Consider the following 19,274-nt stretch of genomic DNA (forward strand, 5'->3'; position numbering starts at 1 on the left):
TGGAGACATGTTTTCGTTCTTTCTACTGTATCAGTTGGCTGCCGACCACGGAGCCTTTGGTGTCCCGTCGGAAACATCTGAAGCGTCCAACGCAAAGGCACCATGCCCCAGCCCCCACAATGCTGAGCGGTATGATTTGACATCGCATCAGACGGTTTCTTGTCGGCGCTGTTTGCAAGGGTGTGACGGGAAGGGCTGCGTGGCAGGCTAGCTGAAGTGCTGTTGCGACCCACGCTTTGAAGGCGTGCGTCACGGCCATGCCACATTCAGAATGTTATCGCCTTCGGAGGTTATAACGGGGAGTTATGGGTATGGACTTGAACACCGCCTTGAGGTCGTTCATCAGGACGGTTGAAAAAGGGTCGATAACCGGGGCCGCGCGCGACCTCGGTATCTCCCAACCGGCGGTCACAAAGCACATCGTCAATCTCGAGAAGCATGTCGGCGCGCGCCTCCTCGAACGAACGCCAAAGAACGTTCTCCCGACCGCGCACGGGACGGAGTTGTACGAAGCCAGCCGACAGGCAATCGCATCGATTGACGCCGCTCTCGAGGGCGTTCGTATCAACATGGGCGAAATAGAGGGAAACCTCCGTGTCCACGCGCCTTCCTGCATCGGTGTCCAGCATTTCTACGGCATCGTGATGGAGTTTCAGGACATGCACCCCAACATCAGCGTCGACCTCGTTTTGGACGGACGGGCGGTCGATCTCCTCTACGAGAACTTCGATGTCAGCCTCAGATACGGAAAGATCGAGCAGCAGGAGGTGATCGCCCGCAGGATTGGTTGGGTGGAGCGTATCTTGGTGGCGTCACCGCAGTTTCTGGACAAGGTCGGTCCCATTGCTTCAGTGGACGACCTCGCCGATCTGGATGTCGTCTCGACCTTCACCAGCACCTCGGCGAGGAATACCCTGTCGCTTGTTCGGCGTGACCGTTCAACGACCGAGATCGCGATAAAGCCCGTCCTCAAGACCAACAACGCGCACGTTGTCGTCGACGCCCTCCTTCGCGGACGTGGCGTCGGGCAAGTCCAGCGGAATCTCGTGATCGATCTGCTTGCGCGCGGTGAGCTCGTCCGGGTGCTTCCCGAATACGCGGTAAAACCGACGGAGGCGTTCCTGACGTTTCCGTCCACCAAATTCATGCGTCCGGTCGTGCGTTCGTTCGTGGATTTCGTCATGCCAAAACTGCGGTCTATCGACGGCATTGCACAGGATATGATGCTGGCAGCCTGAGTGATAACCGACCGTTATCGGGACCATAACCAACCGCGCAATGGACTGCTTGGTCGCGCTGATGTTTCTAGGAGTCGGATGTCGATTATCGCTCGCAGCGACTATCGCCCACACCTCCCATAGAAGCGGTGCAGACAAACAGATGATAATCTCTCGACGTTCTCTACTCCTGGGAACTTTGGCGGCCCCGGCGCTCTTGAGCGCGTGCGCGACCACGGAACCCAAGAATCCCCCGATCCCCGCGAAGGTAGCTGAACTGCCACCGCAGTCACCTGAGGACCCGGAACTCGACGCCCGGTATGGTGCATTTGAAGACGGCGGGCATCTCGTTCCCGCGGTACCTTACAAACAGATCGATCCACAGTACCTTCGCCAGCGCGTGACCGATCCCACAGGTGAAATGCCCGGCACGGTCGTCGTGGATACGTCCAAGCGGTTCCTCTACGTTGTCGAGGCCGGAGGCACGGCGATGCGCTACGGCATCGGGGTCGGTCGTCAAGGGTTCTCATGGGAAGGTGATGGCGTCATCCATTGGCGTCAGGCGTGGCCGCGTTGGAAGCCGCCGGCCGAGATGATTGGGCGGCAGCCCGAACTCGAGAAGTATTCGATCGCAAACGGAGGAATGGAACCCGGCGTGATGAATCCGCTCGGTGCGCGCGCTCTGTATATCTACCGTGATGGTCAGGACACGCTATACCGGCTCCATGGAAGCCCGGAGTGGAATTCCATCGGGAAGGCCGTCTCGTCGGGTTGCGTTCGCCTTATGAACCACGACATCGTCGACCTCTACGAACGCGTTCCGTACCACGCGCGGATCAAGGTGTTCCAGGCTCCGATGCCTCAGCCCCAGCAGCCGGACACGTCGTTGAATGCAGCCTAAGAGAGTGCTGATCGCTCATGAGCAGATCGCGTTCGTCGGTCCCCGCCTACCGCCGAACTACGAAGCCGTTGTCGGATGGAAAGCGGTCCCGAAAGCCCTGACCGATGACGTCACGGCGATCGTCGTGGCAGGCGACACCTGTTTGGAAGAAAGCTACCTGGCCCAGTTTCCAAATCTCGGACTGATCGCATGTCTCTCGACAGGCTATGACGGGGTCGACGTCCGATGGGCGGCCCGGCGAGGCATCAAAGTGACCCGCGCAGTCGAAGTCAACCACGAAGACGTGGCCGACCATGCCCTTGGCCTCTTGATCGCTTGGACCCGAGGTCTTGTCTCGGGGGACCGCCTCGTCCGCTCCGGCGAATGGTCGGGCAGCGCCAAGATCGTCACCCGCTCCCTCAGAGAGCTTTCGGTCGGCGTGGTGGGTATGGGGGCGATCGGGAAGGCGGTCGCTGCTCGGTGCGCCCTGCTCGGGCTGCCCGTATCCTGGTGGGGGCCGCGTCCCAAGGACGATGTGTCGTTTCCGAGGCTGCCAGACCTGATGACACTCGCAAACGAGAACGACGTCCTGATCGTCGCGTGCAAGGCGGACTCCTCCAACCGTCACATGATAGACGGCGCGATTCTCGACGCCCTCGGTCCGCGAGGACTGTTGGTGAACGTCGCGAGAGGCCGTCTCGTCGACGAGGACGCCCTGGTCGATCGCCTGAGGTCGGGACGCTTGGCGGGAGCTGCGCTCGATGTTTTCGAGAACGAGCCGACCGACCCCGTAAAGTGGCGGAACCTAGCCAACGTCATCGTGACACCGCACTCGGCCGGGACCACGCGAACTGTCATGCCGAAACTGGTGGACCAGCTGATCCTTAACCTGAACGCGTTTTTCGAGGGACGGGAGCTTCCGACCGCGATCGCGGCCTAGCGGCCGACGACCTCGGAAGGCCCTCGATAGGGGGCGGCAGGGTTCCGAATGTCCTGCCGCCTCTGATGATGCCGTGACGCTGTCAGTAGCAGACCGCACCGTTTAGTAGTCCCAGAAAACCGGCACCCAGCGGAATGCGTCCGCCGTCACCGCGACGCGGCCGAGTGACGGGAACGGCAGGTGGGTAGCCACGAGCAGTTCGCCAGTCGAAGCAAGTTCCTTGAGAAGTTCCACCCTGACCCGGACGGCTTCCTCGGGATCATGTTCGAAACCGTTGAACCATTCCGGTTGTTCGAAGCCGACCGCGAAAACCGCATCGCCTGCGAAGGTAAGCGCATCTGCGCCGGACGCTACGCGGATGACACAGTGTCCGGGGGTATGGCCGCCTGTCCGCCGTGCTGTAACGCCGGGCGCGATCTCCTTCATGTCGTCGAACAACGTCAGATGATCACCGTAGTCGGCCAAAAACTTCTTGGCCGTTGCCCTTAGCGCATCTGGAAATCCTTCAGGCATGTGCACGTGGGAAAAGTCCGGAGCTTGCCAGAACCGGACTTCGGCGGCGGCGACGTGAATCTTCAGGTCCGGACGGAGCTTTTCCTTGACACCAGGGACGACCAGCCCGCCGATATGGTCCATGTGGAGATGGGTCAAGACGATGTCGGTAACCGAACCGAGATCGATGTCGGCGGCATCGAGGCGTTTGAGCAGCTGGCCCGCTCTCGGAAGATGGAGATCGGGGTCCATTCCGAGCCCGGCGTCGAGGAGGATGATCTGGTCCCCGCTATGCACGACGACAGCATTGAGCGGCCAGTCGAACGTGTCAGTCGGGAGAAACATGTCGGATACCCAGTCCGCAAGATGCGCCGGGTCTGCGTTGTAGCCCAGCATCTCGTTCGGAAGAGGAAGAACGCCGTCGCTGATGATCATCACGTCGATGTCACCGATCTTGACGGCATACCGCGAGGAAACCAATTCGCTCTTGCCGGATTTGCCATGATGAAAAGAGTCCTCCGCCGGCGGCTGCAGCTGAGGCATTGTCCGTCCATGGGATTCGACTGTTAATTGCGACATAGCGTGCTCCTGTGTTGGTTGGCAGCCGTCACTTTCCGTCGATGCTCCTGAGGAGCGCCCCTGATGCGGGCACTTCTTCGTGGCGGCTTCGAGCAGGTTATGCCTGCGCGCACCGGGCCGTAAGACAAACGAAGGTTTACAGCGCGCCGCGCTTGGGTAACGCATCGGATTGTAAATCAATTAGGTTCTAAGTCCTTTAAACGTGAGGGAACTCTCACGGTGGGATTGAGACACCGCTTACCGAGCAATTTGATTTTGTCTAAAACACCCTCTACGCCATAGCGGCTTGTAGAGCCCCGAAATGGAACGTTTGTCGCTCAAATTCGGCAAAAGAATGCGACACGCCATCGTTGCGAATGGAGTTCAGTAGCTTCTCGTCGAAGCAGGTTTCCACATTGCCTGGGAGCTCCTGATCCTCTTCAGAGAGCGAAAACCTGGATTTATTCCACCACAGGTCGGGATAGTAGTGCTTCGCGATAAGCATGCCGAACGATCGAGGCGATAGCTTGCGGGACGAGGCCCATCGATCTTCGCCTGACATACCAATATGGAAATGCGCGCCAGGATGTCTGACACGCCTGTATTGGCTCTCGCTGTATTCGAACCTGACGCGGGGAATGTAGTTGCCAATGGGAAGGCTCGAAACCAATGACGAAAACTCCTCATCGTTGATCTCGTCTCGATCCAGAGCGTCCTTCAAATCATTGAACTCCGCAAATGCGTCCGGTGAACCACTTACCCGAGGGTTCGGGTAATATGCCAGAGCCCACTCTCCTCCTGATGCATGCGAGAACTGAAAGTAAGCGAGGTCTTTCAATATGAAATTGTAGTGCGATAGAGAGAGGCCCTTTTCATAAACGACGCTATAGTCCTTCGAAGTTAGAGTCGTCGCGTTGAAGTCCTCGGAACGTGGAAGTGCCACCAAGTAGACGGTGCTTTCAAGGTAACCTTCATTCTCGAAGAAGGCTTGGATTGCACGGATGCTCGCATTGAAGTCATCACGCGTCATTAGTCATCCTCGACCAAGCTCGCCATATCCTCATCGGACAGGTTGAGCTCGTTCTTCAAGCGCTCCATGCGACGCTTGGCCTCGACCAGGCGGGCATGCTTTTCCTCTAGGCCACGTTGAATTGTGTTCAGCTTGCTCATGTTGGGCATCGTGAAAGTCAATCGGGGACTATTGGTGACAGCTGCGTTTACCCTGATCGAGTCGCTGCCCATTGAGAGGGCTGTGGCAAAAGCAAACTATCGGAAGATCGCAGACGTCTGCCGCGTTCTCCTGAGCAGCAGGAAAACACCATACATCCCTACCGCGGCTCTTGTAGCGGAAACCGGTGCCACTATGGGAGGCGGTGACCCCGCCTTCCCTAGTGAACGGACAATCTACAACACCTACCCGGAAATGCTCCGTATTTGGAAACGCGCCTTCGATGACCTAACGAACATCATGGCGGACGATCCATTGACCTTCGACGACCTGGAATCCATCGATCTCGGTGGCGTTGATGCCAACACGCGCGCTGTTTTCGATGAACTTTTCCGAATTATTCGCGAACAAAGACAACGGATCGCAGGTCTGAAGAAACTCATCACCGATAACGTGAAAGTTGATGCCGACGCGATCCCGTCGACGTCCGGCCGCGCTATCGAATCCTTGGATTATTGGATTGGGATATTGAAGCTCGGTTTGTTTACAGTTGACGATGACGGGGTCAAGGTGAGTAGGAAGACACCCATCGGAACCCTGATCCTGGACGCCAGCACCCTAGCCGAACTCGAAACCCTAATCGAAGACTTCAAGTCGGCCGAAAAGAGACGGCGTGCAGGTGAGAAATAATTGAAATCGGCTGACCCGAGCGTTGCCGCGGGTCAGCTACCGTCGATCAGGTTGTCGATTAAACGCCGGCTTTCTTCATCAAGACATCCAACGCTTCACCGTAAGAATAGCCGGTTTCGTTGCAGTAGCGCTTGAACCGATTGATTGTGGCAAGCGGCGCGCGAACGTAAGCCTGATCAAACGGCTCGCTAGGCTTTCGGACGCGGCCGACGCGCTCGATCGTCTCACGGCTGGTAAAGCCATTCCGTTCGGCGGTCCGATCTGCGACCCGCTGCTCGAGCTCGCTGTCACTGTCCTCGCCCGTCTCCGGCTTGAACTCGTCGATCTTCAGCTTGCGCTCTTCCGTTCGGAAAATATCGGTCTTGCTCATTACGCCGCCTTTTCATCCGCGATCGCGCGAAGGAGCTCCAGTACATCTGCCGTAACCTGTATCGCATTCTCGATAGCGCCGCTCAACCCGTTGACGCTTTTGCCGTCGAGTTCGTAGAGGCTCAGTTTCTCCATGAACATCGCGTTGTAGGCTTCTCGTCTGTAAAGGTGGGTGGGCATCACCGGGAGGCGATTGGCGATCATCTGATTGGTGATCTCGCGCTCAATCCTGCGAGTAAAGGGTGGAGGGTTGGTTCGGTTGAAAGCCAGGCAGAAGTTGAGACGACGGCCGGTATCCTCTTCGCTCTCCTTCACTAGGCCAACTGCTCTGGCTGCTTGTCTCGCGTCGAGTGCGCTGCCTGATAGCGGAATTAACGTGAGGTCGGCACGGATGATCGCGCGAGAGGCCAGTCGGCTCGCAGTCCCTTCGAGATCAACGAAGACAAACTGACTTTCCCTTGCTGCCGTGTTGATGCGATCACGGACGTTGGCCTCGGTAACGTCTCCAACGACCTTGATGGCCAATCGGCTGCCACCTGTTCGCCAGTCGGAAATCGGCCGGTTCGGGTCGGCGTCTATGACCGTAACCGATGCTCCTTCGTGAGAAAGCGTGGTCGCCAGCGTCAGGATCATCGTTGATTTCCCCGCGCCCCCCTTAGGGTTGGCGGCGCATATCACTGGCATTCGTGGCTCTCCATAGAGATTAGATCGGTCAGAAAAGTACTCGGTTTTGCCCACGAATGCAAGAAAGCAAGCAATCCTGCTTGCGTTAAGCCTTGCAATCATTCATGATTGCAATCATGATATCTCGTTAGAATTCTAACGAAATCGTCAGGTAAAACGAAAAGGACGCTTCTAGGCGTCAATTTCGGTATGAGCCGTTCTAAGGAAATTGGTGTCCACGAGAGGATTCGAACCTCCGACCCCAGGATTCATACCACTTCGGCTTTAGCCGCCGCCCTAGAGCGTTCGTGGTCTGGACTGTCCCTTCACCATGGACCGAAGCCTTTAGGTGCTACCCATCCAGTCTCTACACCTTCAACGGATTTCTCCGAAGCTTGGCTCGGGATTGGCATGCTGAAAGTTCAGCGAAGCGTTCCCCGACTTTGAGCAGATCGACTACACCCTTTCGTTGTGCAGCCCCCAATTTACAACCAGGAATCCTGTGCTCTATCCTGCTGAGCTACGTGGACAAACTGTCATTAATCACCCCATAGCTGATGGCAGGAATGCGAGCAAGAGGGCAATCAATGAGACCGGTAATGTTACCGACCCGGGAACCCAGCATTTTGCGGGCCTTTGAGGTTAATCGGTAAATATTTCCGCCCCTAAACCTATTCTATCCTGCTGAGCTACGGGACCACTCAGGCGTAATCCATACAAAAGGCTTGGCCGGAAGCCAAGCTCTTTTGCAATGGAATTCGTCGGTGGGATTGCTATTGGCCGAGGCGCTGTTCGGCCAGGCGTACCCAGTAGGAAATCCCGTGGCTGATGGCCTCGTCGTTGAAGTCATAGGCCGGATTGTGCAGTCCCGCCGTATCGCCGTTGCCGATAAAGATGAAGGCGCCGGGGCGGGCGTTCAGCATGTAGGAGAAATCCTCGCCGCCCATCATCGGGTCGATCTCGGCGTTGACGTTGGCCGCACCAGCTATGTCGCTGGCGATCTGGACCGCATGGCCGGTCTCTGCCACGTGGTTATAGGTCACGGGGTAGTTTCGGTGGAAGGCGATGTCGACCTCGGCACCGTGGGCGGCAACGAGGCCCTCAACGATCTGCTTCAGGCGCGCTTCGGCAAGATCGCGCACCTCATCGTCCAGCGTTCGTATGGTTCCCGCGATCGCCGCATCGTTGGGGATGACATTGTGGGCGAAGCCGGCGTTGAACTTGGTGACCGAGACGACGACCGAGCGCAGCGGATCGACGTTGCGCGACGCCAGAAGCTGCAGGTTGGTGACGATCTGCGCGCCGATGGCGATCGGGTCGATGGTCCTGTGCGGCTGCGCAGCGTGGCCGCCGCGACCCTTGATGGTGATGGTGAATTCGTCGGTCGCGGCCATGATCGCGCCCTTGCGGATGGCGAACTGGCCAACCGGAAGGCCCGGAAGATTGTGCATGCCATAGACCTCTTCGATGCCGAAGCGCTCCATCATGCCATCCTTGACCATCAGGTTCCCGCCGCCGCCGCCTTCTTCCGCCGGCTGGAAGATCACCGCGACATTGCCGTTGAAATTGCGGGTTTCGGCGAGATACTTGGCGGCGCCGAGCAGCATCGCCGTATGGCCGTCATGGCCGCAGGCATGCATCTTGCCGGAGGTTCTGGAGGCCCAGGGTTTGCCGGAGATCTCGGTCAGGGGCAGCGCATCCATGTCGGCCCGCAGGCCGATCGCCCGGGTCCCGTCGCCCTGACCCTTGATCAGGCCGACGACGCCGGTGCGACCGATGCCGGTCACTATTTCATCGACGCCAAACTCCTTGAGCTTTTCCGCCACGAAAGCCGCGGTGTTCTCGACCGCAAACAGCAGCTCCGGCCGCTCGTGGATATGCCGACGCCATTCGGTGACTTCGCCTTGAAGCTCGGCGGCTCTGTTCAAAATCGGCATGCTTGCTTTCCCCAGTGAAATCGAAAATGGCGGCAAAAGAACCACGGAGACATCATGCCGCGGAAATAAGTTAGACAATGACCTTTGCCATGTCATGGCCATATACGTTAAATAGGGGAAAGTTTCGAGAACCCCGGACATCTTTGAGGATAAACAGTGTCGACGCGCCAGAACCGTTTGCTTGCCGCCATGCGGCCGTTCTCAATCGCAGCTTCCGCAGCCGCCATTGCTTTTTCCGCCACCTCGCAGGCCTATGCGAACCCGCATATTCTGGTCGATGTTCAAAGTGGCCGCGTGCTTGAACACGAGGAGGCCTTCCGCAAGTGGTATCCCGCCTCACTGACCAAGCTGATGACGGTCTATACCGTCTTCGATGCTGTCCGCTCTGGCCAGATCAGTCTGGATACGCCCGTGGTGATGAGCAAGCGGGCGGCTGCCCAGCCACCAGCCAAGATGTACTTCAAGCCGGGTCAGAAGCTGACGCTCGATAGCGCGCTGAAGATACTGATGGTCAAATCCGCGAACGACGTAGCCGTGGCGGTGGCGGAAGCCGTCGGCGGCACCCAGGAAGCCTTTGTTCTGAGGATGAATGGCGAAGCGGCCAAGCTTGGCATGTCGGATTCGCACTTCGTCAATCCGAACGGCTTGCCAGGCAAGGGTCAGTACACGACCGCGCGCGACCTCGCGATCCTGTCGGTCGCGCTGCGTCGTGATTTCCCGCAATATGCCGGCTTCTTCTCGCTGGAAGGCATCACCACCGGTCCAAAGAACGTGCCCAGCATCAACATGCTGATCGGCCGCTTTGCCGGCGCCGACGGCATGAAGACCGGTTTCATCTGTGCTTCAGGTTTCAACCAGATCGGCTCAGCCACGCGCAATGGCCGAACATTGGTTTCGGTCGTGCTCGGAACCGATAGCCTGGCGGCGCGCGTCGACGCATCAGCCGACCTGCTGCAGAAGGGCTTCACCTCGCAATTCGCCGGTGGCGATACGCTCGGCTCTCTGAAGCCTTACGGCCCTGGCCAGGATCAGGTCACGGATATCACCGCCGAGATCTGCAGCGCAAAGGGCGCGAAGATTCGCAGCGAGACACGCGATGAGGTAGGCCGCATGAAAATCAATTCGCCCTATATTCAGGAAATGGATCACGAGCCGAATTTCGTTTATGCCGGCCTGATCCCGGGCCAAAACGAGCCGCAGCCGGACAAGCTTGCTACCGCCGATACAGCCGGCACCATTGCCAATGTTCCGGTGCCGCTGCCGCGTCCGACCTCGTTCTAAGGCCACAGTCACATGAGCGCTCCTTCGGACCGTATTCCGGTCACCATCCTCACGGGCTTTCTCGGTGCCGGCAAGTCGACCCTGCTGAACCGCATTCTCAAGGATCCGGCGATGAAGGACGCCGCCGTGATCATCAATGAGTTCGGCGATGTCGGGATCGACCATCTCCTCGTTGAAAGCTCCGGCGATGCAATCATCGAGCTTTCCGACGGCTGCCTGTGCTGCACTGTGCGCGGCGAGCTGGTCGATACGCTCGCCAATCTGATGGATGCCGTACAGACCGGTCGCGTCAAACCAGTCAAGCGTGTGGTCATCGAGACGACGGGCCTTGCTGATCCGGCGCCAGTCATGCAGGCGATCATGGGTAACCCGATCATCGCCACGAACTTCGAACTGGACGGTGTCGTCACCGTCGTCGATGCCGTCAATGGCGTGCAGACGCTGGACAATCACGAAGAGGCCGTGAGGCAGGTTGCCGTTGCCGATCGATTGATCATCTCGAAGAAGACCATGGCCCCGGCGGAAACGCTTCAGGGCCTCGAAGTGCGGCTACGATCGCTCAATCCGCGGGCGGCGTTGATGGATGCCGACGATCCGCAAACCGGAACGACGGCAACGCTGCTCAACGGTCTCTACGATCCGGCGACGAAGAGTGCCGATGTCGGCCGCTGGCTGCGCGACGAAGACGCCCACGAGGCGCATCACCATGACCACCATGGACACGGTCATCACCATCATCACGGACACGACCATCAGGACCCCCACGACGTAAACCGTCACGACGCTTCGATCCGGTCCTTCTCGATCGTCGAGGACAAGCCGATCGATCCGATGGCGCTCGACATGTTCATCGATCTCCTGCGTTCGGCGCACGGTGAAAAGCTGCTGCGCATGAAAGCGATCATCGCCGTGTCCGACCGTCCGGAGCGCCCGCTGGTGCTGCACGGTGTCCAGAATATATTCCATCCGCCGACCAGGCTGCCTGCCTGGCCCAACCCCGACGACAGGCGCACGCGGATGGTGTTGATCACCAAGGATCTGCCGGAGGCCTTCGTGAAGGATCTGTTCGACGCGTTTCTCGGCAAGCCGCGGATAGATACGCCGGATCGCGCCGCGCTGGCGAACAACCCGCTCGCCATACCAGGCATGCGGCTCTAAGCTATCGTTTGCGGATCAGGAAGCGGTGGCCGCGTTCGGTCTTTTCGGACTCGACCAGTTCGTGGCCATCTTCATTGCAGAAATGCGGGATATCGATCCCGGCAAGCGGATCGGTCGTTTCCACGCGGATAGTCGCGCCGCTGGGCAGCGACGACAGTTTTCGGCGTGTCTTGAGAACAGGAAGCGGGCATTTCAGCCCACGCAGATCATAGGAAATGGCGCTCACGCCATCAGTCCCTGCCCCAGAATTTCCAGAACGGCTTCTTTGACGCAACCTCGATCGGCTCCTGCTGCTCGGCTGGCGCAAAGGCGGTCAGCGGGCTCGGCGTCGGGACGGGAACAACTGCCGGATCGACAACGGCAACTGCCGTGGTCTTTGACGCTTCCGGAGCCGCCGGCGTTGCCGATGGAGCTGCATTGTTGGCAACAGTCGTCGCAGTCTTGTTGGACATCATGCCTTCAAGTTCCGCGACCTTTACCATCCGTCCAGCCTCGAGCGACGTGCCCGTCGGCGCATACGCCAGGTCACGGCCCTTGCGCAGTTTGGCGACAACCGCCTTGCGCTCGGCTTCGCTTGGATCGTACCAGGCCAGACCGTCGAATTCCTTGATCGCCTTGGCGTAGGCCAGGTCGTAGGTCTTGCCATAGGAGGCAAGCGCTGCAGTCAGCGCGGGAGGCGTCGACATTTCCGGGCATTTGCCGCCGGCATCAAATCCGCCACCGGCCGACTGTTGGTTGAAGACGTATTTCTTCTCGCAGACATTCACTTCCGGCGGACGCTTGGTCACCTCGAAATTGTCGTAGCCGACCTTCAGCATCTTCCAGAACTCGATGTTCGAGTTCATGCGGTGCTTCACCATGTTGTCGGCGGTCATTCGGAACGGGAAGGCCTGCAATTGAACGGTCGACTGTCCACCCTTGAAGGCGTCGCGCGCGAAGGCGTAGATTTCCAGCACCTGCTGGTCGGTCATGGAGTAGCAACCCGATGATGAGCAAGCGCCATGGATCATCAGGTCGGTGCCGGTGCGGCCGTTGACGGCGTCATAGCGGTTCGGGAAGCCAGTGTTGATCGCCAAATAGTATTTCGAATTCGGATTCAGGTTGGCACGGCTCAGGTTGTAGAAGCCTTCCGGCGCCTGCCTGTCACCCTGCTTCACCTTGGGACCAAGACGACCGGACCAGGCGCAGATCTTGTAGTCGGCGATCTTGTCAAAGCGGTTGTCGGTCTTCGCCTTCCAGATCTCCAGCGCCCCTTCCTCCTTGAAGATGCGGATCATGATCGGCGAATTGCGGTCCATGCTTTTCGCGTTCATCTCGGAGAGGATGCGCGGCGGCAGTGGCTGCTCGACCTTATTCTTGACCGTCGACAGGTCGATCTGGGTGGAATCCAATGCGTCGTTGCAGCCGGCGAGAGCCAGCGCTATCAGGGAAACATAGGCAAAATGACGAATGCGCATTCAAACTAGCCCAATAACGAGATGCGATCCAATCCGTCTTGCAGCTCGGGAAACGAAGCAGAATCATTGGATGAATATGGTTTAGAAAACCTTACCATCCTATGCCGCGCCACCAAGGCCCCCGCAAGTAGGAATGTTATTGATAACATTATTGTGGCTAAGGTTTGGCCCCAATCGCCAAAGTGTCGCAGTCTTCACGCTACAGGTTGCGCCCCATGCTGAGGAATTTCTGGCGGCGATCGTTGCGAATCTGCTCGCCGGTGCGGCTGGAAAGCTCGCCCAATGCGTTGGCGATCACGTCGCCGGTCGCGGCAATCACGCTGTCGGGATCACGGTGCGCGCCGCCTAGAGGCTCGCCGATGATACCGTCGATGATGCCGAGGGACTTCAGGTCTTCGGCGGTGATCTTCATGTTGGTGGCAGCTTCCTTGGCGCGCGCCGAATCGCGCCACAGGATCGAGGCTGCACCTTCCGGCGAGATCACGCTGTAGATCGCATGCTCGAGCATATAGACCCGGTTGCCGGTCGCGATCGCGATCGCACCGCCGGAGCCGCCTTCGCCGATGACGACGGAAATGATCGGAACCTTGACGCCCAGGCACATTTCCGTCGAGCGAGCGATGGCTTCCGCCTGACCGCGCTCCTCAGCGCCGACGCCTGGATAAGCGCCCGCGGTGTCGACCAGCGTGATGACCGGCAGGCCGAAACGGTCAGCCATTTCAAGGACGCGGATTGCCTTGCGGTAGCCTTCCGGCCGCGCGCTGCCGAAGTTGTGCTTCAGGCGGCTCTTGGTGTCGCTGCCTTTTTCCTGGCCGAGAACGGCAACCGGCTGGCCGCGGAAACGCGCAAGGCCGGCCTGGATCGCAGCATCCTCCGAAAACTTCCGGTCGCCGGCGAGCGGCGTGAATTCCTGGAATAGCGTCTTGGCGTAGTCGACGAAGTGGGGTCGCTGCGGATGCCGCGCGACCTGGGTCTTCTGCCAGGCGTTGAGCTTCGAATAGATGTCGACCGTCGCCTCGCGAACGCGAACTTCGAGCCTTCCGATTTCATCGGACGTGTCGATGCTCTCGTCTTCCGAGGCGAGCTTCTTCAGTTCGATGATCTTGCCTTCGAGGTCGGAGATCGGCTTTTCGAAGTCGAGGTAGTTGTGCATGAGGTGCGTTTCCGTTCCTTGTGCCCGGGGTATTTGGTTGGGATGCCCTTTGTCGCCGGTCCTATTCCTGCTTTTTCGCCTGTTTGGCAAGGGGGTGATGCGTTTGGACCAGTTGCTGGAGCCTTTCCTCCAATACATGCGTGTATATTTGCGTGGTCGAAATGTCCGAATGACCGAGCAGTTCCTGTACCACACGCAGGTCAGCGCCGTTGGCGAGCAGATGGCTTGCGAAGGCGTGCCGCATGACGTGGGGCGAGATCATAGATGGTGTAAGACCCGTCCGGATTGCAAGATTTTTCAGATCGCGTGCAAAAACCTGGCGCGGCAGATACCCTTCCTTCGAGGCTGCCGGGAAAAGCCATGGACTTTCCTCGGGCTTCCCTGTTGCGGCATTCTCGGCGACCAGCATGCGGCCGTAGAGTTTCAGGGCAGCGATCGCCGATTGCGAAAGCGGTACCAGGCGCTCCTTGCTGCCCTTGCCGCGGATCATCAGGAAGCGCCCCTCCTGATCAAGCACGCGGGCGGGAAGGGAAACGAGTTCGCTGACCCGCATGCCGGTCGCGTAGAGAAGCTCGAGCAGCGCCAGCATGCGCAGCCGCAGCAACTGTCCGGGAGCGGGATCGTGTGCCTCCGTTTCCGCCTGCTCTAGCAGCCTGCCGACCTCATCGATGCCCATTGTCTTTGGCAACGCCCGGCCCTTTTTGGGGGCGTCGAGTATGCCGGTCGGGTCATCAGTGCGGAGACCTTCGGCGTAGAGGAACTTGTAGAACTGGCGCATCGCGGCCAGCCTGCGAGCCTGTGAGGAGGGCTTGAACCCCTGTTCGGCGAGGGAGGCCAGGTAGCCGGAAAGATCGGCCGATCCTGCTTCGGTCAGTCTGATGCTCTTTCCGTTCAGGAACGAGCGGAGCGCGTCAAGGTCGTGCTCGTAGGAGGAAAGCGTATTCGCAGCCGCGCCGCGTTCGGCGCTCATCATCTCGAGAAAGGCTTCCACGTGAACGCGGCCGAGATCCTTCATCGCATCACTTCCTGGCCGGGTTGATTGCGCCAGTGGAGGGTGGATTGATCCGCTCGGAAGGAATGCGGATCGTGACGTCGCGCTCCTGCGGCTCGACGAACGTAACGAGGCCCCACATCGTTCCGTATATCGCTCCGGCGATGATCGCCAATATGGCGAGTAAACGGAACAGGCTTGGCATTCAGCAACTCCATGGCTTTGCTTCTTTATGAAGAAGCGTGTTTGCAAGCGCAAGAAGGAGCTTTTGAACCAAGTTTCACTTGCCCGCGACTTGACGCTACACCTGCATTTGTCGATACCGTTCGCAAACAAAGTATGAATGGACCAATGAGCGACCCAGTCCTGACCGTTGCCGAAAGCCTGAGAGACAGAGGTCGTGCCGCGCTCGGCTCGCGCAATCTGATCCTCGTGGGCCTGATGGGTGCCGGGAAGTCCTCCGTCGGGCGGATTGTCGCCACTCAGCTGGGCGTCCCCTTCGTCGATAGCGATCTCGAAATCGAGCGCGTTTCGCGCATGTCGATCACCGAACTCTTTGCCGCGTACGGCGAGGAGGAGTTTCGTTCGCTCGAGACGCGGGTGATGAAGCGACTGCTCAAGAATGGTCCGCGCGTGGTGTCCACCGGTGGTGGAGCCTTCATCAACGACCGCACCCGCAGGCATATCAAGAAGGGCGGTGTTTCCGTCTGGTTGAAGGCCGATCTCGACGTGCTTTGGGAGCGTGTCAACAAACGTGACACACGCCCGCTGCTGAAGACGGAAAACCCCAGGCAGACGCTCGAAAACCTGATGAATGCCCGATATCCGGTTTACGCGCTTGCCGACCTTACCGTAGTCTCCCGCGACGTGCGCAAGGAGATCATGGCCGAGGACGTGCTGAAGGCGGTGATCGAATCCCAAACTGAAAGTGCAGCCTGATGAATGCCGTTGCCGCCTCTATCGAACGCAAAGTTCATGTGCCGCTTGGCGAGCGCGCCTATGACATCGTGATCGGGCCTGGCCTGATCGCGTGCGCCGGTGCCGAGATCGCCGCGCGGCTCAAGGGGCGCAAGGCGGCTGTTATCACCGACGCGAACGTTGCGCCGCTCTACCTCGACGCGCTCGTGGACAGCCTCGAAGGCGCCGGGATCGCGTCCTCAACACTGGTCCTGCCTGCCGGCGAGAAGACGAAAAGCTTCGAGCATCTGATGGCTGCCTGCGACAAGGTCCTGGAAGCGCGCATCGAGCGCAACGATTGCGTTGTTGCGCTGGGTGGCGGTGTCATCGGCGACCTGTCGGGATTTGCAGCTGGCATAGTGCGTCGCGGCGTTCGCTTCGTACAGGTGCCGACCTCGCTTTTGTCGCAGGTGGACTCGTCCGTCGGCGGCAAGACCGGTATCAATAGCCGCCATGGCAAGAACCTGATCGGCGTGTTCCATCAGCCCGATCTCGTACTTGCCGATACGGATGCTTTGAATTCGCTGAGCCAGAGAGAGTTTCGCGCCGGTTATGCTGAGGTCGCGAAATACGGACTGATCGACAAGCCGGAGTTCTTCGACTGGCTGGAAACCAACTGGAAAGCCGTATTTTCAGGCGGCTCCGCTCGCATCGAGGCGATTGCGACCAGCTGCCAGGCCAAGGCGGATGTCGTCGTCGCGGACGAACGCGAGACTGGCCAGCGGGCCCTGCTCAATCTGGGCCATACCTTCGGCCATGCGCTCGAGGCGGCCACGGCCTACGACAGCGCACGTCTTGTCCACGGCGAGGGCGTTTCGATCGGCATGGTGTTGGCTCATGAATTCTCGGCTCGCATGAACCTCGCGAGCCCCGATGATGCGCGCCGCGTCGAGCGTCATCTGAGAGAGGTCGGCTTGCCGACGCGCATGTCTGAAATCCCCGGCGCGCTTCCGCCTGCGGAGGTGCTGATGGATGCGATCGCGCAGGACAAGAAGGTCAAGAACGGGCAGCTCACCTTCATCCTGACCCATGGCATCGGCAAGTCCTTCGTCGCCAACGATGTACCGGCTTCGGAAGTGTTGAGCTTTCTCAAGGAAAAACACCCTCAATGACCCTCGACGGCACGCTGGCATTTCTTTCCGCATACTGGCCGGAAATTATTTCCATCGTGGCACTCGTTCTGATGTCTGCCTTCTTCTCCGGTTCGGAAACAGCGCTGACCGCGGTATCGCGCAGCCGCATCCACACGCTGGAAGCCAACGGCGAAGAGCGCGCCGGAATGGTACGCCAGCTGATCGAGCGTCGCGACCGGCTGATCGGCGCGCTGCTGATTGGCAACAATCTCGCCAACATCCTATCGTCCTCGATTGCAACGAGTGTCTTTCTCGGGATCTTCGGCAATTCGGGCGTGGCGCTTGCGACACTGGCGATGACCGTCATTCTCGTGGTCTTTGCCGAAGTGCTGCCGAAAAGCTGGGCGATCTCGATACCGGAGCAATTTGCGCTCAAGGTGGCTTTCGCGGTCAAGATGTTCGTCGCCGTCGTCGGTCCCATCTCCTCCTTCGTGAACATGATCGTGCGGTGGATCCTGTCGCTCTTCGGCATCAACCTGTCTCGCGAGACTTCCATGCTTTCGGCCCATGAGGAGCTGCGCGGCGCGGTCGACCTTCTGCATCGCGAAGGCTCCGTGGTCAAAGCCGACCGCGACCGGCTCGGCGGCGTGCTCGACCTTGGCGAGCTGGAACTCTCCGACATCATGGTTCACCGCATGGCGATGCGCTGCATCAATGCGGATGATCCGCCCGAGGTGGTGGTCCGCACCATCCTGGACAGCCCATTCACGCGCATGCCACTGTGGCGCGGCACCACCGACAACATCATTGGCGTGGTGCATTCCAAGGACCTCCTGCGCGCGCTCGCCGAGCGCGATGCCGAGCCCGAGCACCTGGATATCGCCAAGATCGCGCAGAAGCCGTGGTTTGTGCCGGACAGTACCAGTCTCGAAGATCAGCTGAACGCCTTCCTGCGCCGCAAGCAGCACTTTGCAGTGGTCGTCGACGAGTATGGCGAGGTGCAGGGCATCGTGACGCTCGAGGATATTCTCGAAGAAATCGTCGGCGACATCGCCGACGAGCACGACATCGACATCCAAGGTGTGCGCCAGGAGGCGGACGGTTCGATCGTGGTTGACGGCAATGTTCCCATTCGCGACCTCAACCGGGCGCTAGACTGGAACCTGCCCGATGAGGAAGCGACAACGATTGCGGGCCTGGTCATCCACGAATCGATGACGATCCCCGAAGAGCGGCAGGCTTTCACCTTCTATGGCAAGCGTTTCATCGTCATGAAGCGGGACAGGAACCGCATCACCAAGCTGCGTATCCGGCCAGCGGAAGAAAACGAGGCGAACCCGGCCTGACCCCTTACCACCCATTGCGCGCCGCGGGAGGAGATTGTCTCAAGGCGCGCAGGATCATCATGGATTTAATATGTTCGATATTTTCTGGCGCTCGGTCGTCATAGGCATGGGCGCGACGGCCCTCATGGACATCTGGGCAATCCTTCTCGCCAAGGCGACGAACGGAGGGATGCCCAACTGGGCGCCGGTCGGCCGCTGGTTCTGGCATCTGCGCACCGGCAAGGTATTCCACGACGATATCGGGGCCGCCGCGCCATATGAGCATGAACTGGCGCTCGGCTGGATCAGCCACTACGCCATCGGCATTTTATACGGCATCCTGCTGGTGCTGATCACCGGCCCCGGCTGGCTGGCGGAGCCGACGCTTCTGCCGGCCTGGATCTGGGCGATCCTGACGGTTGGCGCCGGCTGGTTTCTGCTGCAGCCCGGTCTGGGAATCGGCTGGGCGGCATCGAAGACGGCGAACCCCAACAAGGTCCGGTTTCTCAATCTCGTGGCTCACACGGTCTTCGGTTTCGGTCTCTATGCGACGGCACTGATCATTCGCTGACCGAGCTCCGGCGCTCGCGTGTCATGCGGCAAGCTCTACCAGCGCACCGGCTCGCCGGGCGCTGCGGGTTCGACGGCGAGTGCGTGCAGTCCGGCATCAAGCTCCGGCCTCAGCAGTTCCGTGATGGCGCGATGGCGCGCCAGCCTCGTCATGCCGGCAAAGCTGGCGGACACGATGCGTACCCGCATATGCGTTTCCCCGGCGCCGGTAATATCGGGCTGGTGACCAGCATGCAGATGGCTTTCGTTGATGACATCAAGGCGTTCGGGCGCGAAGGCCGTCGTCAGCTTTTCTTCGATGGAGGATTGCAGGGTCATTGGCCGATCTTGCTGCTTTGCGAAAAAGGTTCCCACCAAGCCAGCAACATTCCCGTTTGTCAATTCTTGTCCTTGGC

General features: G+C 59.3%; 22 protein-coding genes. 10 read left to right on the top strand and 12 right to left on the bottom strand.

Translation table 11 applies throughout. The annotated features are described in order from the left end of the window. Positions 1-311 precede the first annotated feature (311 nt). From ASC90_RS16490 to ASC90_RS16500, 3 genes are all read left to right on the top strand, one after another. Positions 312-1,238: a LysR family transcriptional regulator gene (locus tag ASC90_RS16490; protein WP_056542435.1), complete on the top strand. Its 927-nt coding sequence runs from the start codon at positions 312-314 to the stop codon at positions 1,236-1,238. Between the two features lie 142 nt (positions 1,239-1,380). Then, positions 1,381-2,118 (top strand): L,D-transpeptidase, encoded by a 738-nt coding sequence (locus ASC90_RS16495; RefSeq protein ID WP_056542437.1) that lies wholly within the window; start codon positions 1,381-1,383, stop codon positions 2,116-2,118. Next, positions 2,108-3,037: an NAD(P)-dependent oxidoreductase gene (locus ASC90_RS16500; protein WP_082519947.1), complete on the top strand. Its 930-nt coding sequence runs from the start codon at positions 2,108-2,110 to the stop codon at positions 3,035-3,037. The genes ASC90_RS16495 and ASC90_RS16500 overlap by 11 nt, the downstream gene beginning before the upstream one ends. Before the next feature lie 102 nt (positions 3,038-3,139). Here ASC90_RS16500 and ASC90_RS16505 read toward each other — a convergent pair whose 3' ends face one another. From ASC90_RS16505 to ASC90_RS28900, 3 genes are all read right to left on the bottom strand, one after another. Continuing rightward, positions 3,140-4,072 carry an MBL fold metallo-hydrolase gene (locus ASC90_RS16505; protein ID WP_244480398.1) on the bottom strand — a complete coding sequence of 311 codons (933 nt, stop codon included), beginning with the start codon at positions 4,070-4,072 and terminating at the stop codon, positions 3,140-3,142. Between the two features lie 307 nt (positions 4,073-4,379). Beyond that, positions 4,380-5,117 carry a DUF2290 domain-containing protein gene (locus ASC90_RS16510; RefSeq protein WP_056542442.1) on the bottom strand — a complete coding sequence of 246 codons (738 nt, stop codon included), beginning with the start codon at positions 5,115-5,117 and terminating at the stop codon, positions 4,380-4,382. Further along, entirely contained in the window at positions 5,117-5,257 is a 141-nt protein-coding gene (locus ASC90_RS28900; RefSeq protein WP_156392985.1) for a hypothetical protein, read from the bottom strand. Before ASC90_RS28900 ends, ASC90_RS16510 begins: the two co-directional genes overlap by 1 nt. 34 nt (positions 5,258-5,291) lie before the next feature. On the opposite strand from ASC90_RS28900, the gene ASC90_RS16515 reads away from it, so the two are divergent. Next, a complete protein-coding gene (locus tag ASC90_RS16515; protein WP_156392987.1) occupies positions 5,292-5,945 on the top strand; it encodes a hypothetical protein in 654 nt (217 codons plus the stop codon). 58 nt (positions 5,946-6,003) lie between these two features. Here ASC90_RS16515 and ASC90_RS16520 read toward each other — a convergent pair whose 3' ends face one another. From ASC90_RS16520 to ASC90_RS16530, 3 genes are all read right to left on the bottom strand, one after another. After that, positions 6,004-6,315 (bottom strand): hypothetical protein, encoded by a 312-nt coding sequence (locus ASC90_RS16520; RefSeq protein WP_056542446.1) that lies wholly within the window; start codon positions 6,313-6,315, stop codon positions 6,004-6,006. After that, complete coding sequence (locus tag ASC90_RS16525; protein ID WP_056542448.1) at positions 6,315-6,998, bottom strand: ParA family protein; 684 nt, start codon at positions 6,996-6,998, stop codon at positions 6,315-6,317. The genes ASC90_RS16520 and ASC90_RS16525 overlap by 1 nt, the downstream gene beginning before the upstream one ends. Positions 6,999-7,750: 752 nt before the next feature. Continuing rightward, positions 7,751-8,914 carry a M20 aminoacylase family protein gene (locus ASC90_RS16530; protein WP_056542450.1) on the bottom strand — a complete coding sequence of 388 codons (1,164 nt, stop codon included), beginning with the start codon at positions 8,912-8,914 and terminating at the stop codon, positions 7,751-7,753. Between the two features lie 156 nt (positions 8,915-9,070). Here ASC90_RS16530 and ASC90_RS16535 point away from each other — a divergent pair, with 156 nt between their 5' ends. Then, positions 9,071-10,195, top strand: coding sequence for a D-alanyl-D-alanine carboxypeptidase family protein (locus ASC90_RS16535; protein ID WP_056542451.1), 1,125 nt, complete (start codon positions 9,071-9,073; stop codon positions 10,193-10,195). 12 nt (positions 10,196-10,207) lie between these two features. Beyond that, positions 10,208-11,353 (top strand): GTP-binding protein, encoded by a 1,146-nt coding sequence (locus ASC90_RS16540; RefSeq protein ID WP_056542453.1) that lies wholly within the window; start codon positions 10,208-10,210, stop codon positions 11,351-11,353. Position 11,354: 1 nt separating this feature from the next. On the opposite strand, the gene ASC90_RS16545 is transcribed toward ASC90_RS16540, so the two are convergent. The 5 genes from ASC90_RS16545 to ASC90_RS29415 form a co-directional block, all read right to left on the bottom strand. Continuing rightward, positions 11,355-11,579 carry a sulfurtransferase TusA family protein gene (locus ASC90_RS16545; protein WP_056542454.1) on the bottom strand — a complete coding sequence of 75 codons (225 nt, stop codon included), beginning with the start codon at positions 11,577-11,579 and terminating at the stop codon, positions 11,355-11,357. Between the two features lie 4 nt (positions 11,580-11,583). Beyond that, a complete protein-coding gene (locus ASC90_RS16550) occupies positions 11,584-12,810 on the bottom strand; it encodes a murein L,D-transpeptidase family protein (protein ID WP_056542456.1) in 1,227 nt (408 codons plus the stop codon). 199 nt (positions 12,811-13,009) lie between these two features. Next, a complete protein-coding gene (locus ASC90_RS16555) occupies positions 13,010-13,963 on the bottom strand; it encodes an acetyl-CoA carboxylase carboxyltransferase subunit alpha (protein WP_056542458.1) in 954 nt (317 codons plus the stop codon). Between the two features lie 61 nt (positions 13,964-14,024). Next, on the bottom strand, positions 14,025-14,978 hold the full coding sequence (locus ASC90_RS16560; RefSeq protein WP_056542460.1) for a site-specific tyrosine recombinase XerD: 954 nt from the start codon (positions 14,976-14,978) through the stop codon (positions 14,025-14,027). 4 nt (positions 14,979-14,982) lie between these two features. Next, positions 14,983-15,159: a hypothetical protein gene (locus tag ASC90_RS29415; protein ID WP_200950915.1), complete on the bottom strand. Its 177-nt coding sequence runs from the start codon at positions 15,157-15,159 to the stop codon at positions 14,983-14,985. 146 nt (positions 15,160-15,305) lie between these two features. Between ASC90_RS29415 and ASC90_RS16565 the strand changes: the two genes are divergently transcribed. The 4 genes from ASC90_RS16565 (at position 15,306) to ASC90_RS16580 (ending at position 18,880) form a co-directional block, all read left to right on the top strand. Further along, the gene (locus ASC90_RS16565; protein WP_056542462.1) at positions 15,306-15,893 is read left to right on the top strand and encodes a shikimate kinase; all 588 of its coding nucleotides are present in this window, start codon (positions 15,306-15,308) and stop codon (positions 15,891-15,893) included. Continuing rightward, positions 15,893-17,023, top strand: coding sequence for a 3-dehydroquinate synthase (aroB, locus tag ASC90_RS16570; RefSeq protein WP_056542464.1), 1,131 nt, complete (start codon positions 15,893-15,895; stop codon positions 17,021-17,023). Before ASC90_RS16565 ends, aroB begins: the two co-directional genes overlap by 1 nt. After that, complete coding sequence (locus ASC90_RS16575; protein ID WP_056542466.1) at positions 17,020-18,330, top strand: HlyC/CorC family transporter; 1,311 nt, start codon at positions 17,020-17,022, stop codon at positions 18,328-18,330. The genes aroB and ASC90_RS16575 overlap by 4 nt, the downstream gene beginning before the upstream one ends. 70 nt (positions 18,331-18,400) lie before the next feature. Continuing rightward, a complete protein-coding gene (locus ASC90_RS16580) occupies positions 18,401-18,880 on the top strand; it encodes a DUF2938 domain-containing protein (protein WP_056542468.1) in 480 nt (159 codons plus the stop codon). Positions 18,881-18,915: 35 nt separating this feature from the next. Here ASC90_RS16580 and ASC90_RS16585 read toward each other — a convergent pair whose 3' ends face one another. Then, complete coding sequence (locus ASC90_RS16585) at positions 18,916-19,197, bottom strand: BolA family protein (RefSeq protein WP_056542685.1); 282 nt, start codon at positions 19,195-19,197, stop codon at positions 18,916-18,918. Positions 19,198-19,274 lie beyond the last annotated feature (77 nt).

Origin of the sequence: Rhizobium sp. Root1220, from assembly GCF_001426265.1 — a bacterium.
In the GTDB taxonomy this organism is placed as follows: Bacteria; Pseudomonadota; Alphaproteobacteria; order Rhizobiales; family Rhizobiaceae; genus Rhizobium.

Excerpts from the sequence above, each read along its gene's own strand:
- ASC90_RS16490 (WP_056542435.1), top strand. The coding sequence starts at position 312 with ATGGACTTGAACACCGCCTTGAGGTCGTTCATCAGGACGGTTGAAAAA.
- ASC90_RS16495 (WP_056542437.1), top strand. The coding sequence starts at position 1,381 with ATGATAATCTCTCGACGTTCTCTACTCCTGGGAACTTTGGCGGCCCCG.
- ASC90_RS16500 (WP_082519947.1), top strand. The coding sequence starts at position 2,108 with ATGCAGCCTAAGAGAGTGCTGATCGCTCATGAGCAGATCGCGTTCGTC.
- ASC90_RS16505 (WP_244480398.1), bottom strand. The coding sequence starts at position 4,072 with ATGCCTCAGCTGCAGCCGCCGGCGGAGGACTCTTTTCATCATGGCAAA.
- ASC90_RS16510 (WP_056542442.1), bottom strand. The coding sequence starts at position 5,117 with ATGACGCGTGATGACTTCAATGCGAGCATCCGTGCAATCCAAGCCTTC.
- ASC90_RS28900 (WP_156392985.1), bottom strand. The coding sequence starts at position 5,257 with ATGAGCAAGCTGAACACAATTCAACGTGGCCTAGAGGAAAAGCATGCC.
- ASC90_RS16520 (WP_056542446.1), bottom strand. The coding sequence starts at position 6,315 with ATGAGCAAGACCGATATTTTCCGAACGGAAGAGCGCAAGCTGAAGATC.
- ASC90_RS16525 (WP_056542448.1), bottom strand. The coding sequence starts at position 6,998 with ATGCCAGTGATATGCGCCGCCAACCCTAAGGGGGGCGCGGGGAAATCA.
- ASC90_RS16530 (WP_056542450.1), bottom strand. The coding sequence starts at position 8,914 with ATGCCGATTTTGAACAGAGCCGCCGAGCTTCAAGGCGAAGTCACCGAA.
- ASC90_RS16540 (WP_056542453.1), top strand. The coding sequence starts at position 10,208 with ATGAGCGCTCCTTCGGACCGTATTCCGGTCACCATCCTCACGGGCTTT.
- ASC90_RS16550 (WP_056542456.1), bottom strand. The coding sequence starts at position 12,810 with ATGCGCATTCGTCATTTTGCCTATGTTTCCCTGATAGCGCTGGCTCTC.
- ASC90_RS16555 (WP_056542458.1), bottom strand. The coding sequence starts at position 13,963 with ATGCACAACTACCTCGACTTCGAAAAGCCGATCTCCGACCTCGAAGGC.
- ASC90_RS16560 (WP_056542460.1), bottom strand. The coding sequence starts at position 14,978 with ATGAAGGATCTCGGCCGCGTTCACGTGGAAGCCTTTCTCGAGATGATG.
- ASC90_RS29415 (WP_200950915.1), bottom strand. The coding sequence starts at position 15,159 with ATGCCAAGCCTGTTCCGTTTACTCGCCATATTGGCGATCATCGCCGGA.
- ASC90_RS16565 (WP_056542462.1), top strand. The coding sequence starts at position 15,306 with ATGAGCGACCCAGTCCTGACCGTTGCCGAAAGCCTGAGAGACAGAGGT.
- aroB (WP_056542464.1), top strand. The coding sequence starts at position 15,893 with ATGAATGCCGTTGCCGCCTCTATCGAACGCAAAGTTCATGTGCCGCTT.
- ASC90_RS16575 (WP_056542466.1), top strand. The coding sequence starts at position 17,020 with ATGACCCTCGACGGCACGCTGGCATTTCTTTCCGCATACTGGCCGGAA.
- ASC90_RS16580 (WP_056542468.1), top strand. The coding sequence starts at position 18,401 with ATGTTCGATATTTTCTGGCGCTCGGTCGTCATAGGCATGGGCGCGACG.
- ASC90_RS16585 (WP_056542685.1), bottom strand. The coding sequence starts at position 19,197 with ATGACCCTGCAATCCTCCATCGAAGAAAAGCTGACGACGGCCTTCGCG.